The sequence below is a fragment of the Cyclobacterium xiamenense genome, from assembly GCF_009467825.1.
Classification (GTDB): domain Bacteria; phylum Bacteroidota; class Bacteroidia; order Cytophagales; family Cyclobacteriaceae; genus Cyclobacterium; species Cyclobacterium xiamenense.
In genome coordinates this window covers 1-14,146 of the sequence record NZ_WIOK01000023.1, presented here as the reverse complement: position 1 = coordinate 14,146, position 14,146 = coordinate 1, and the positions used below count along the sequence as shown (strand labels likewise).

The 14,146-nt window shown below is 48.9% G+C and carries 10 protein-coding genes; 6 read left to right on the top strand and 4 right to left on the bottom strand.

The window, feature by feature from the left end:
• Nucleotides 1-3: 3 nt before the first annotated feature.
• From GCU44_RS16355 to panB, 4 genes are all read left to right on the top strand, one after another.
• Complete coding sequence (locus GCU44_RS16355; protein WP_154857767.1) at nucleotides 4-1,260, top strand: 3-deoxy-D-manno-octulosonic acid transferase; 1,257 nt, start codon at nucleotides 4-6, stop codon at nucleotides 1,258-1,260.
• Nucleotides 1,245-2,171: a ribosome small subunit-dependent GTPase A gene (gene rsgA, locus GCU44_RS16350; RefSeq protein WP_092170690.1), complete on the top strand. Its 927-nt coding sequence runs from the start codon at nucleotides 1,245-1,247 to the stop codon at nucleotides 2,169-2,171. Before GCU44_RS16355 ends, rsgA begins: the two co-directional genes overlap by 16 nt.
• Before the next feature lie 112 nt (nucleotides 2,172-2,283).
• A complete protein-coding gene (locus tag GCU44_RS16345) occupies nucleotides 2,284-2,796 on the top strand; it encodes a phosphoribosyltransferase family protein (protein WP_154857764.1) in 513 nt (170 codons plus the stop codon).
• A 2-nt stretch (nucleotides 2,797-2,798) separates the two neighbouring features.
• On the top strand, nucleotides 2,799-3,620 hold the full coding sequence (gene panB, locus GCU44_RS16340; RefSeq protein WP_154857762.1) for a 3-methyl-2-oxobutanoate hydroxymethyltransferase: 822 nt from the start codon (nucleotides 2,799-2,801) through the stop codon (nucleotides 3,618-3,620).
• On the opposite strand, the gene GCU44_RS16335 is transcribed toward panB, so the two are convergent.
• The 3 genes from GCU44_RS16335 to GCU44_RS16325 form a co-directional block, all read right to left on the bottom strand.
• Nucleotides 3,614-6,265 carry a PVC-type heme-binding CxxCH protein gene (locus tag GCU44_RS16335; protein ID WP_241684988.1) on the bottom strand — a complete coding sequence of 884 codons (2,652 nt, stop codon included), beginning with the start codon at nucleotides 6,263-6,265 and terminating at the stop codon, nucleotides 3,614-3,616. The genes panB and GCU44_RS16335 overlap by 7 nt on opposite strands.
• A gap of 184 nt (nucleotides 6,266-6,449) precedes the next feature.
• Nucleotides 6,450-7,367 carry a sugar phosphate isomerase/epimerase family protein gene (locus tag GCU44_RS16330; RefSeq protein ID WP_154857760.1) on the bottom strand — a complete coding sequence of 306 codons (918 nt, stop codon included), beginning with the start codon at nucleotides 7,365-7,367 and terminating at the stop codon, nucleotides 6,450-6,452.
• Between the two features lie 466 nt (nucleotides 7,368-7,833).
• Nucleotides 7,834-9,015, bottom strand: coding sequence for an ATP-binding protein (locus GCU44_RS16325; protein ID WP_154857758.1), 1,182 nt, complete (start codon nucleotides 9,013-9,015; stop codon nucleotides 7,834-7,836).
• Between the two features lie 420 nt (nucleotides 9,016-9,435).
• Here GCU44_RS16325 and GCU44_RS16320 point away from each other — a divergent pair, with 420 nt between their 5' ends.
• Nucleotides 9,436-10,551, top strand: coding sequence for a Fic family protein (locus tag GCU44_RS16320; RefSeq protein WP_154857756.1), 1,116 nt, complete (start codon nucleotides 9,436-9,438; stop codon nucleotides 10,549-10,551).
• Nucleotides 10,552-11,080: 529 nt separating this feature from the next.
• Here the strand turns inward: GCU44_RS16320 and GCU44_RS16315 are convergent.
• Nucleotides 11,081-11,623 (bottom strand): CAP domain-containing protein, encoded by a 543-nt coding sequence (locus GCU44_RS16315; RefSeq protein ID WP_154857754.1) that lies wholly within the window; start codon nucleotides 11,621-11,623, stop codon nucleotides 11,081-11,083.
• Nucleotides 11,624-11,783: 160 nt separating this feature from the next.
• Here GCU44_RS16315 and GCU44_RS16310 point away from each other — a divergent pair, with 160 nt between their 5' ends.
• On the top strand, nucleotides 11,784-14,018 hold the full coding sequence (locus GCU44_RS16310) for an NADP-dependent isocitrate dehydrogenase (protein WP_154857751.1): 2,235 nt from the start codon (nucleotides 11,784-11,786) through the stop codon (nucleotides 14,016-14,018).
• The last annotated feature ends 128 nt before the right edge of the window (nucleotides 14,019-14,146 follow it).

Below are 14,146 nucleotides of genomic sequence, written 5' to 3'. Positions count from 1 at the left end.
GGCATGAGCATGGTATACCATCTGGGCATGTATTTGCTGGACTTTTTTATGAAAATCGGAAGTCTGCGATCGGAAAAGCTAAAACTAGCCGTGGAGGGCAGGAAAGAGCTGTTTGCTGCCCTCACCAGCTTTCGAAAAAAGCACCCCAGTCCCCTGGTATGGTTCCACGTGGCTTCCCTTGGGGAATACGAACAAGCCCGGCCAGTCATTGCGGCATTTAAAGAAAAATACCCGCTGTGGGCCGTTGCGGTTTCTTTTTTCAGCCCCTCGGGATACGAACAGGTGCGCAAGAAAAAACAACGTTGGGTCGACCACATTACCTATATTCCGACGGATACTCCCGGAAATGCCAAAAGATTTGTGGCCACGCTGGCACCCGATAAAGTCATTTTCATCAAATACGACCTCTGGGCAAACCACCTTCGGGAAGTGAAAAAACGCAAAATCCCTTGTTTTTTGGTCGCGGCTTCCTTCAGAAAAGAACAGCTTTACTTTTCCTGGTATGGGGCATTTTTCCGCCGGATCCTTTTCCGCTTCGATCATATTTTTACCCAAAATACCGACTCCCTGGAACTGCTGGAAACAATTGGCTACCATCACTGCATACAATCCGGCGACCCACGGTTTGACAACGTGGCCGCGATTCGCCTTCATCCAACCCCGTTCCCCAAAATCCAAAATACCATCCACCAGCCCGTGATGGTCCTGGGAAGTGTCTGGCAAGAGGACATGGACCTGCTGATTCCCTGGATCAACCAATCCCGGGACAGGCAATTTATACTTGCCCCACACGACATCAACGCTGCAACCATCCGTAGGTGGCAGCAGGCCATCCGGCTCCCTTCCCTCACCTATTCCGACTTTAGTGGCCGGGAAAACCCTCCCGAATGGAAGGTTTTGGTGATCGACAACATCGGTATGCTCTCCTCCCTGTACCAATTTGCCCGTTGGGCTTATGTGGGTGGCGCCTTTGGCAAGGGACTACACAATATTCTGGAGCCACTGGCATTCGGCATTCCCGTTTTGTTCGGAAAAGTCCGGCGGGTTTCTAAATATCCGGAAGCGGGCATCAGCCAGCAGTACGGTTGCGGGTTTCCCGTGCAACATACGCAGGAGTTGACCGAGGTTTTGGAACGCCTGACCGAACAGGGCGCTTATGAAAAAAGCTGTCAGGCGGCAAAAAAGTTGCTCCAGGACAACCTGGGCAGTGCAGAAAAGACAATTGCACACATAAAAAAGCTGGAATGGAAGGAAGGGTAATCAAAACCACAGGCTCCTGGTACGCCGTGCAAACGCCCAAAGGCCTGCTGAAAGCGCGCCTGCGAGGCAAGTTCAAACAGGAGGAGCTCAAACTGACCAACCCCATTGCCGTGGGGGATTATGTTCTGCTCGCTAAAGAGAAAGATCAGGAAACGGCGGTGATTTCCGACATCCTACCCCGTGAAAACTACATCATTCGGAAATCAACCCGAAAACACCATTTTTCACACATCCTGGCCTCCAACATCGATCAGGCCTTCCTGATGGTGACCGTGCGTAACCCCCGGACCTCGCTGGGATTCATCGACCGCTTCCTGGTAAGTACCGAAAGCTTTCGCATTCCTGCCAGCATCCTGGTCAATAAGGTGGAAACCCTCAGCAAAGAAAAAGACCTGGAATACAAGGAATTGATCCGGGAAATCTACGAACCCCTGGGCTACCCGGTGTTGGAACTCTCCGCCCTCTCTGATCCAAACCTTACCGAACGGTTTATCCCCCTGTTAAAAGAAAAGACCACCTTGATCGCCGGTCATTCGGGAGTAGGCAAATCCACGCTGCTCAACCGGTTGGTGCCAGCGGCCAGTCAGGTCACCCAGGAGGTTTCGAAGTTCTCATCAAAGGGGGTGCATACCACCACCTTTGCTGAAATGTTTCCCTTGGGCAAGGAAGAGGGCTACCTGATTGATACGCCCGGTATCAAGGAATTTGGGATACTGGACATTGGGGAGCAGGAATTGTCGCATTATTTTGTAGAAATGCGCGCCTACCTGGGCCAGTGCAAGTACAACAATTGCACCCATGTCAACGAACCGGGCTGCAAGGTCATTGAGCAACTTGAAGCAGGATACATCCACCCCTACCGGTACGAAAGTTACCTGAAAATACTGGACGAAGAAGACAGCCACCGCTAAGAAAATCGGAGCCTTTCGAAGGATCGGATGCAGCATCGCCTGCGAGTATTTTAGTGCTTTGCTTTGAAAGCAGGGTCTTTTCGGTTAATTTCATTAAAATTTTGACAAAGGCATGGAAACGACGCAACAGGGAAAAACGATGGTACTGAACCACCGGCAGATCGAACAGAAAATCACCCGAATCGCATTCGAAATTTTCGAAAGGAATGCGGAAGAAGAGGTACTGGTGGTGGCCGGCCTTACGGGAATGGGCTATGTGCTGGCCCAACGAGTGGTAGAGAAACTCCGCGAAATCGCGCCTTTTCACCTGCAGTTAATCAAAATCGACCTGGATAAATCCCAGCCAAACATACACGAGGTACGCCTTTCCGAGCAGGTGCCGTTAACGGGTGCCGCCGTCATCCTGGTAGACGATGTTTTGAACACCGGAAAAACCCTGGCCTATGCCATGGTTCCTTTCCTGGAAGCCGAGGTGAAGCAAATGGAAGTATTAGTCCTGGTAAACCGCAGCCATAAATTGTACCCCGTAGCACCCGACTACACCGGTTTTGAATTGGCCACTACCCTTAGCGAACACATTACCGTAGATTTAAACGCCGAAGCCTCCACCGTTCACCTGCACTAGCCATGTCTGTACACCAATCCACCCATTTGAAGCGGATCACCACGCACATTCTGCAGGAAATGAAAAAACGGAAAGAGAAAATTTCCATGCTCACCGCCTACGATTTCTCCATGGCCGGAATCGTGGATGCCGCCGGTATTGACATGATATTGGTCGGAGACTCGGCTTCCAACGTCATGGCGGGTCACGAAACCACCCTACCTATCACCCTGGACCAGATGATCTACCATGCCACCGCTGTGGTTCGGGCTGTCGAACGGGCGCTCGTCGTGGTAGATATTCCCTTTGGCTCCTATCAGGGAAACAGTTCCGAAGCGCTGCGGTCTGCCATCCGGATCATGAAGGAGTCGGGTGCGCATGCCGTCAAAGTAGAAGGCGGGGCAGAAATACGGGAATCGGTGGTGCGCATCCTAAGCGCCGGTGTACCGGTCATGGGCCACCTGGGGCTGACTCCCCAATCCATTTATAAATTTGGGACCTATACCGTTCGAGCCAGGGAAAAAGAGGAAGCCGGAAAACTACTGGAAGATGCCAAAATCCTCGAAGAATGCGGCTGTTTTGCCCTGGTTTTGGAAAAAATTCCTGCCAAACTAGCCAGGAGAGTAGCAGAAGCGGTTACCATTCCCGTGATCGGTATTGGAGCGGGTCCCGATGTGGACGGACAGGTGCTCGTGCTGCATGACATGCTCGGCATTACCCAGGAGTTTAAGCCCCGATTTCTCCGCCAATACGCGGACATCCGTAACACCATGCTGGAAGCCGTGGGGAAATACATTCAAGACGTAAAATCGGCTGATTTTCCAAACGAGAAGGAAAGCTATTGAGCCTGCAAAAAAGCCAATAAGTCCGTTAGTTCCTGATTAGTCAGCCGTTGTTCCAGCCCACTGGGCATCAGGGAGCTGTCGGACATGCCGTAATTGGCCACCTGCGCTTTTTGCACCTGGATGAAACCTTCTGCCTGCGTATACAGCTTGATCTGCTTTTCGCCTACATCTATTTGCCGGCCCTCGTAGCGCGTGCCATCGTTCATCTCCAGGAACCAGCCTTGCCATTCCGGGCTCATTTCTTCCGAGGGGACGAGGATGGAACTGATCAACCCTTTTCTATCCTTCGATTTACCTACATTGCTCAAGTCGGGACCCAGATCGCCTCCACGGCCTCCGACAACATGGCACGTGGCACACAGCGATGCGCTGGAATAAAAAACCCTCCGGCCCCGGTCAGGATCTCCCCCACCTTCAAGTAAAGACGTCCACTCCTCCAATTCCTGCGGGTCGGGTCGTTTTCCCCTATCCTGAGACAAGGCCAGCATCAACTGCTGCCGCAGGCCTTCGCTGTCACAACTGCTTCCATCATTCAAAACCCGCTCCATGGCTTTTTGCACCGCTTCATCCCCGCTCTTGGCCCGGAGGTACCCTGCCGCAGCTATGGCCAGGTTTTCATCGGAAACTTCCAATAGGGGAATAATCTCTCTCCAATCCTCAAGGGGCTGCCTGGAAAGCGCTGACAAAGCCTCAGCTCGGAGATTGACGGGCTTATTTGTTGATAAACTGACCTGAAGCAGCGCATCGGCCACCCGTGGATCAGGGACATTGGCCAGGGTCTGGATAATTTCCAATTGCAGGTCATCTGCCGCTTCCTGGGATAAAAAATCCAGCAGAAGTTCCTTGTGACCGGCCGGATCTTCAAGATACCGAAGGGCATAGGCTCTCATTTGAGAAGGTTGGCTAGGATCACTGACTATTCCCGCAATGAATTCATCCGGCAATTTTAAAGGGATCCGCTTGGAGATTTCTTCCTCTTTGTTTTGGTATGCCTGCTGGTATTGGGGTTCCAGCAATTTTACGGTTTCCAAATACGTTTCGAACAATTGGGGCGTAAAATCTCCGGCCATAAGGGCCTGCTCCAGGTTTTCCCGTTGGGAGGCCAGTCCATGACTGCCGATCCATATCAGTGCCATTCTTCTTATTTCTGGATCAGGATCTTCTAAAAATTGCGGGGCCAGGGCGGCTTCCCTGGGATGATCAGAATGCCGGAGTGCCAAAAGTGCGCCCAACCTTACATCAGCTGATGCGTCCTGCATGGCCTGTTCCAGTTTTTCCCTGTGCTCACTGCTACTTAAGGCCATCACCGCAGCATGTCTTACATAGGGATCCTCCGCATTCAAATTCTCAAAATGCAAATCAAAATTACCCGTATCGGCCATCAACTGCCTTAGTTCTTCCACTTTCGGGTTTTCTTTCGGGGCTTGATACACGCTTCTCCGGGTTACCGGGTCAGTAATTTCCCTAGCAGAAAGCTTCCATATTTTCCCTCTTCCATGGTTGGGATACACCCGTTCCACCCAATCGGTAAAAAAGATCGATCCTTTACTGTCCGCGGCAAATGCCACCGGTCGGAAATCGTTACCTCCTTGTACAATCACTTCCGTGGACCCTGTCAGGGACAGCCCCTTTTCCTCCAGGGCAATCCGGACGATGCTGCTTTCTTCCCAAATGGTACAAAGCATTTGGTCATCGTAATCCCGGGGTAACCTGCCCAGGTTGGCATTTAGTAGCCCCGATGGCGATTCTCCCAACGGGACCGCATAGGGCAAGGTTCCCGGCAATTCCCCATTCCAGGCCAGGTATGGGTGGATACCGCTTCCGCCAAACAAGGACTGGTAGCCAAAGTCGGAGCCTTTTACCGCATGTACCAGGCGATTGGGACCCCGGCTGTCGGGGTCGTTATCCGCTACCAGCAAGCGGCCGTAGTTGTCAAACTTCAGGTCAAAGGGGTTCCAATATCCCGTAGAAAATACTTCCAGTTCCGTCCCATCCGTTTTGGCACGAAGGATATTGCCGCCATCTCCATAACCTTCAACCTGGCTCCCATCGCTACCTTCCAGAATCCAGTGGGCGGCACCGGTGTTGCCTCGTCCGATATACATCCAGCCTTCGGTATCAAAAGCTATGCTCAACAGGGCTGCATGGGCATAGACCTGTTTGGGTTTGGTAAAAGCCAACAGCTTTTCGCGTCGCTCACTGATACCATCCCTGTCTTCGTCGTAAAATTTCCACACTTCTTTGGAGGTCACAGCATAGAGGTGCCCTTTCGGAGAAAAAGCGATATTTAAGCCCTCGAATAATCCCTCGGCAAAAACGGACTCCTTGTCCCAGGTCCCGTCTCCATTGCTGTCTTCATAGACTTTGATGAGATCGTGTTCAGGACCTCCATAGTCCTTTGGAGGCAAATGCGTGTGGGATTCAAGCACGTAAACCCGATCCTCCGCATCCACGGCAATGCCTATGGGGGTGACAATTTCCGGATCCTTTTTCATCAGCGTTAGTTCCAACCGCTCGTCCAAAATGGTAACACCGTCCACTACCACGGGCCCATTTTTTATCGCACTGTTTTCACAGGAGAAAAAAACGGGTATCCATACCATGAAAAGTGCAACTAGGAATACGTCGGGTTTTTTTAGATGCATAACGGTGTCCTTTGATCGTTTGAAAGCGATTTGATTCGTGCTTATTGATCCCCAAACCTGTCAGGTTTTTTTGGTTTCCGACCAACAACGAACGTTTACTTTATCAAACCTGACAGGTTTATTCGGCCGGTTAGTGGTCATCAAAAACCGATTAATAGTGGCGGATAATGGTATCAGAAAATCACTAGCTCTGGTATTTTTCGAATAATTGGTACGCGCGCGTGAGGTCTTTTACCAGGGTAGTTTCATTCAGGGGAGGGGCCATTTCAACCAGCAAATAGCCTTCGTAACCATGGTCCAGCATCTTTTGAATTACCCCATCGTTGTCGGTAACCCCCTCTCCAAAGTTGACCACTTTGTGAACACCCATTTTTTCGGTGTCTTTGATGTCGATGTGGAGGATTTTTTCGTGGAATTTTTCTACCACTTCCATCAGGTCCACGTTGGACCCATTGAAGTGCGCATTGTCCATACACATCCCTACATGGGTGGAATTGATGGCATCAAATATTTTCTCATAATCCTCCATGAATTCGATGTTGTTATTGGCATGGTTTTCCAGCAGGAGCAGTACATCCATTTCTTCTGCTGCGGGGGCCAGTTCACGCACGATTTCCACTACGGCTTCGGGACCTCCAGCTTTCCCCCGGCCTGCTCCGGTGCATTTGACCCGGCGGCAACCGAGTTTTTTTGCCGCTTCCATCAGCCACAGTTTATGGGCAACATCCTTTACGATGTTTCCTTCTGCCCCAAAGGAACTGCCCTGCACACAGATGGGGGTCAAGCCATGTTCGTAGCAGCGTTGCTGTATGCTGCCAATGCCCGAAGGGGTAAGGTTACGGCCATACCAGCAGTTGAATTCCACATTTTTAAAGGGAAGTTGAGGAATGACCTGAAATGCTTTTTCAAAATTTTCGTCCCCAAAACCGTCACAGGTGATGGTGGCAATGGCCAATTCCACTTTTTTTGATTGGCTTGTTGAATGCCGGGAATTTGCCAGCGATGCTGCCTGAAAAGATGCCAGGCCTGCGATGCCCAAACCCGCTTTTTTAAGAAAATTACGCCGGTCATGTGTCGAATCCTGAAGGTCTACCTGTTTCATGATCTACTTTTTATCGTCTCCTAAAGTACTAAAAATTCAAATCAGGAGAAGTATCTTGCAGCATAAATCCTTCATGGTCTAGTATTTTGGGTAAATTGGAAGCAGGATCAAGCCACTAGCTCTTTCCTACTAGACTGAGTTTGTAACTACATCCCTTTTATCGTTTTTATTTAAGTCAGCGAGGCATTTGCAATGCCGGGTCCCTTGGACAGGGCGTTTAGAAAATCATTCCTGGAAACGTGTGTGTTTAGCCATTGCAAATGGCTTTTAGACGGTTTCTATCTGTTTATGACTCCAAAGATAGTACCGCCACCCCTGTTTTAATCTGTGTTAATCTGAGTAATCTGTGGTGCACCTTTTTTTCACCACGGATTCATACCGATTTTCACGGATTTTTTAGACACCAAAATTGACCTTTACTCTATGCGAATCTGTGCTGCGATCCTATTTGCAGGCAGGGATTCTTCTAGTACAACATACCAAATAACCAAAGGGGGATTCTCCGATTACTCCCCCCGGCAGTATCTAGTGCCAGGTAAGACTGGGGGACTCCCTGAAGCTGTTCGCTGGTTTTGGAAGCTCCGCCCACCTCAAATACATAGGTATCATCGACCATAAAGTCGCCATACCTGGGAGCCGTCACCGAATGAACTGCTGTTAGTTGATTGAGGAAAAATGTTTCACGTACGTTACCTATATTGGCCATCGTCGGAGAAAAAAGGTAAATAAAGTTGGGGTTTTGCAAATAGATCTTTTCCGGCTTCTGAAGGTAACTTACCCCGTTGGTAAAAGATCGCAATAGGAGCAGTATCTGCGCCTGGTTCAATATGTCCAGAAGTCTTAAGACGGTATTCCGAGGGGTCTCCAGTTTTTGGGACAATTTCTCGATGTTGGGAGTGAAAGGGACGCTTTCGCTCAAGACGAAAAGCAGCTTTTTCAATAGTCGTGTCGTAGCATGCTGCAGTTCCTCAAAAGGCGCAATATCCGTATCAATGACCAATTGGATGGTTTGCTGCAATTTTTGATGGTAGGCCTTTTTGGATTCTAAAAAATAAGGGAAATAGCCGAAACTAAGGTAATCCCGGAAATCTGAATGGAAATCAAAGGTGTCCAGAAGTTCAGGTGCCACTACATGGTGCTGGTTTATAATCTCTTCCAGACCTAGTATTGGCAAATCCACGTTTTTTTCGAAATGAAGGTATTCCCTGAAAGACAATCCATGTAGGTGATAGACCGATGCTCTCCTGGAAAGATCCGCATTTCCCCTGGAAATATCAAGAATGGAAGAACCTGTCGCAACTACCTGAATGTCCTCGTAGTCGTCATAAAGCTGCTTGAGATCTTTTGACCACCAACGGTACCGGTGAACTTCATCCAATAGGAAAATGCGGTAACCCATAGCGTAAAGGGATGCTACTGCTTCTATTAATCGGTGGGTTTCGAAATAAAAATCATCGAGACTTAAATAAATACCTTTCCCTTGGATAGCAGAAAGGTATTGCAAAAGAAGGGTTGTTTTGCCAGAACCCCTGTAGCCAAGAACAATGATCAGTTTTTGCTCCCAATCAATTTGTCCATAGAGGTATCTTCTTTTTTTCCCTTTGACGAAACTGGCTCTACGCTCAGATTTTCGAATCAGACTTTCCATAAATTAATTTTTACAAAAAGTAAAATTACGAAATAGTTTTTATAAAAAGCAATTTTGAATAATGCTACCTGAAAAAAGTATTTTGGGAAGTTTGTGGATAAGCTCTTGAAGGTTTCTACCTCGTTTGTCCTATTCAGATCGTGAAAAGCTTCCTTGGGCGGGGTTTTTCTATTGCAGCGAATCTGTGGTATCGGTAGCGCACTTTTTCACCACGGATTCGCACAGATTTTCTCAGATCTTTTTAGACACCGAAATTGTCCTATCCTCTAATAATTACGCTGTGCGAATTTGTGTTATCTGTGATACAACTTTTTTCACCACCAATGCACATCGATTTATTGTTATTTTTGAGCCGAATGAGCTTTTTATTCAACTCATATTTATATTATATTTGAGCCAAATAACGAAAATAATCGGCTCATGCGGTATAATTGGCAACTAAAAGACTGGCCCCGTTTTCACTATCGTTTACTCGAAGTTGAACCACTGCTCTTTAAGTTTTCCGAAAAAGCAGGTCATGTCAGTGGCCTTTTGAAGGGTTTGCCTAAAGAAACGCAAAATGAGGCCATTATTGATCTGATGGTATCCGAGGCCATTAAAACATCGGAGATTGAAGGCGAATATTTGAGCCGGCAGGACGTTGTTTCCTCTATTCGTAATCAGCTGGGTCTGGGACAGCAGCAGGTGAATGATTTGCGGGCACAAGGTGCAGCCGCACTGATGGTGGATGTGCGCAATACGTATCACGAAGCCTTAACGGAAGAGAAACTTTTTTCCTGGCATCGTATGATTATGAAGGGCAGTAAAGGTATCACCGTTGGTGATTGGAGATCTCATGAAGAACCAATGCTGGTCGTATCCGGAGCTTTAGGAAAAGAAAAAATTCACTTTGAGGCCCCGCCGTCCAGTAATGTACCCAAGGAAATGGCCGGTTTTATCAATTGGTATAATGAAACAGGACCAGGGGGCAAAAATGAAATAAAAAAGCCCGTGGTGCGTGCTGCCATCGCTCATTTATACTTCGAAACCATTCATCCTTTTGAGGATGGAAATGGCCGCATTGGCCGTGCCTTATCAGAAAAAGCCTTATCTCAGTATCTCAAGCGACCTGTTCTTTTAAGTCTTTCGCAGGCAATAGAGGCGAACAAAAAAGAATATTACGATGCATTACAGAAAGTACAGCGATCCAATGAAGTGACATCCTGGATTTCCTACTTCCTGTCTATGGCAATGCAAGCGCAGGAGCAGGCGGAAAGGTTAATTGATTTCACCCTAAAGAAAACCCGGTTTTTTGATCGGTATACCCCTCACTTAAATGAAAGACAACTAAAAGTAGTACGTCGGATGTTAGAAGAAGGACCAAAGGGATTTGAAGGAGGCATGAGTGCCAGAAAATATACGGCCCTTACCAGGATATCAAAAGCCACTGCTACAAGAGATTTACAGGATTTGGCCGAAAAACAGGTCTTTCTTTCCTCCGGAGGAGGTCGAAGCACAAAGTATTCGCTTAACCTGAATAATTTCGAGGGTAGGTGAATGCGGCCTCCCCAGTATTCAATGACAAACGAAATCTGAGGAATTTGAAATGTCGGACCCATCGAAAAGAAGTAAGGAATTTCGTTCAATAAAATGTCTCGGCTAAGCCATTGCAAATGGCTTTTTGGCGGGTCTTTCCAATTAACGATGGCGAAGATATCAGGGTGAAGTGGGATAGTACCGCCACCCCTGTGTTAATCTGAGTAATCTGTGGTGCATCCTTTTTTTTCACCACGGATTCGCACAGATTTTCTCAGATTTTTTCTCTTTTACGCCTGAGCTGGGTATAGTTTGTAACTACATCCCTAATATTATCTAATTCACGCCAGCGAGGCATTTGCAATGCCGGGTCCATGGACAGAACGTTAGGAAAATCATTCCTGGAAAAGTGCTCGTTTAGCCATTTCAAATGGCTTTTTGGCGGGTCTTTCCAATTTACGACGGCGAAGATATCAGGGGATAGTACCGCCACTCCTGCTTTAATCTGTGCTAATCTGAGCTATCTGTGGTGCCCTTTTTCTATAAGGGTTTAGGGATTATCTTCCTTCTCTCCAAACCAAACCACCGCATACTGCTTGTAAATGCCCACGCCCAGGGCTTTCCAGGTGGCGGCTTTAAAGGGCGCCAGGTTGGCCAGCACGGCGTGGTGGCCGGGACTTTTCTTCCACATTTCCAAGGCATGACCGGGACTGGCAGCGGCAGAATGCCAATACGCAATTTCGTAGCCTGGGCTGGTGTAACCCGCAATTTCAAGGGGTTTGTTCCACATGCATTCGGGGTTCTTGTGGTCATCCCGGTAGCAGCAAGCTTCCCAGGGTCCCTGGTCCGACCAGGAATGCAGGTTGCAGCGCTTGTTTGGGCGGTAGTTTACCATAAGGTCCCGCGCGTGGGCTTTGGCCACCTTGCTCAATGCCGCCGAAAAAGGGACCGCTGGAAGACCCCTGCTTTCCCGGTAACCATTGATTGCATCAAAAAGCTCCTTTTCTTCCGGGGAGTCCTGCATCCGGATCGGATTGCCGGGCGCAAGGCCTCCGAAACTAAGCCACCAGAAGAGAATCAAATACCCTGTCATTCCGTGATCGTTTTGGGAAGACTTAACGCAGCCGGGTGACAAATGTTATCCCCTCACAAAATTGGTTCATTCTGCACCACCGGTCATTTTATACGGTTTTTTTTCGTATTTTAGCGCCTCAATTGAATCAGGCGTTCATTTTTAACGAAATCGAAAAATAATGAGTGACAAAACCCCTAAAATTCTTTATACCCTTACCGATGAGGCACCGGCCCTGGCCACCTATTCCCTATTGCCCATCATCAAAGCGTTTACGGATTCGGCAGGTGTGGTCGTGGAAACCCGGGATATCTCCCTTTCCGGAAGAATCATCGCCACCTTCCCGGAATTTTTAACACCCGATCAGCGGATCAACGATGCGCTGGCGGAATTAGGAGATATCGCCAAAACGCCGGAGGCCAATATTGTGAAACTACCCAACATCAGTGCCTCCATTCCTCAGTTGAAGGCCGCGATCAAGGAACTGCAGTCCCAGGGCTATGCCCTTCCGGACTATCCGGACGATCCCAAAAACGAACAGGAAAAAAATATCCGAACCAAATACGACAAAGTTAAAGGCTCCGCTGTGAACCCCGTTTTGCGGGAAGGAAATTCGGACCGTCGCGCGCCACAGGCCGTCAAGCAATTTGCCCGAAAAAACCCCCATAGCATGGGGAAATGGTCAACGGAGTCCAAGTCCCATGTATCCAGCATGAGCGAAGGCGATTTTTACGGCAGCGAAAAATCCATGACCCTCCCGGCAGCAACCCAGGTTTCCATTCAGTTGCATCAGGCCGATGGAAAGGTTACCACGCTTAAAGACGGGTTGGCACTGCAGGAGGGCGAAATAATTGATGCCGCAGTGCTAAGTACCCGCATTCTTCGGGCGTTTTTGCAAGAGCAAAAAGCCGAAGCCAAAAAACAAGGTGTCTTGTTTTCCCTACACCTGAAAGCCACCATGATGAAGGTGTCGGATCCGATTATCTTTGGCCATGCCGTGACGGTTTTCTTTGCGCCGGTGTTTGAAAAACATGCCGAAACACTCAACGAGTTGGGCGTGGATCCAAACAACGGTTTCGGCGATTTGATCGCCTCCCTGGAAAAATTGCCTGCGGACAAACGAACAGCCATTGAAGCCGATATCGAGGCCTGCTATGCCGACAGTCCGGACCTGGCCATGGTCAATTCCGACAAGGGCATCACCAACCTCCACGTGCCAAGTGACGTAATCATCGATGCCTCCATGCCGGCCATGATCCGCAGCAGTGGACAGATGTGGAACAAAAACAACCAATTGCAGGATACGAAGGCAGTCATTCCGGACCGTTCTTACGCCGGCGTGTACCAGGAAACCATCGACTTCTGCCGGGAAAACGGGGCCTTTGATCCCACCACCATGGGATCCGTACCCAATGTGGGACTAATGGCCCAAAAAGCCGAAGAATACGGGTCGCACGATAAAACCTTCGAAATCGCTTCCGATGGCATCGTGACCGTGTCGGACGATAGCGGAAAAATACTACTGGAACATTCCGTAGAAAAAGGAGATATCTGGAGGATGTGCCAGGTAAAGGATGCGCCGGTACAAGACTGGGTGAAACTTGCCGTCAACCGCGCCAAAGCTACCGGGGCACCCGCCGTCTTCTGGCTGGATAAAGACCGTGCACACGATGCACAGCTGATTCAGAAAGTAGAAACATACCTGAAAGACCATGATACCAGTGGCCTGGATATCCGGATCATGTCTCCGGTGAAAGCAACCAGATTCTCGCTGGAAAGGATCAAGGCTGGAAAGGATACCATCTCCGTTACGGGAAATGTGCTTCGGGATTACCTTACCGATTTGTTCCCTATCCTGGAACTGGGCACCAGTGCCAAGATGCTTTCCATCGTTCCTTTGATGAATGGCGGAGGATTGTTTGAAACAGGTGCGGGTGGATCTGCGCCCAAGCACGTGCAGCAATTTGTGGAAGAAGGACACCTCCGGTGGGATTCGCTGGGTGAATTTCTGGCACTCGCCGTATCCCTGGATCACCTGGGCGATACCTTTGCCAACGAACGGGCAAAGGTGCTTGGCAAAACCCTGGATCAGGCCACAGCCAAGTTTTTGGAAAATGGCAAATCACCTTCCAGAAAAGTAAATGAGATAGACAACCGGGGCAGTCATTTTTACCTGGCCATGTACTGGGCAGAGGCCCTGGCCAATCAGGAGGAAGACGAAGCCTTGAAAAAAATATTTGGTCCGGTGGCCGAGGAAATGGTAGAGAAAGAAAAAGCCATCAATGAGGAGTTGATTGCTGCGCAAGGCAAGCCTATGGATATCGGTGGTTATTACCGGCCGGATGGGGAAAAGACCGCAAAATTGATGCGGCCCAGCGCTACGCTGAACAAGATTTTGGAGGCCATTGTCGCATAGTCCTGTGAAGTCCATGTAATTGCAAATTCAAAGAGGCTGTCCGAAAAGTCGGGCAGCCTCTAATTTAGTTGTTTTTTTTCTCCAAAAATGGTATTTTGGAGTTGTACAAAAAAGCAACTATGGCCAAG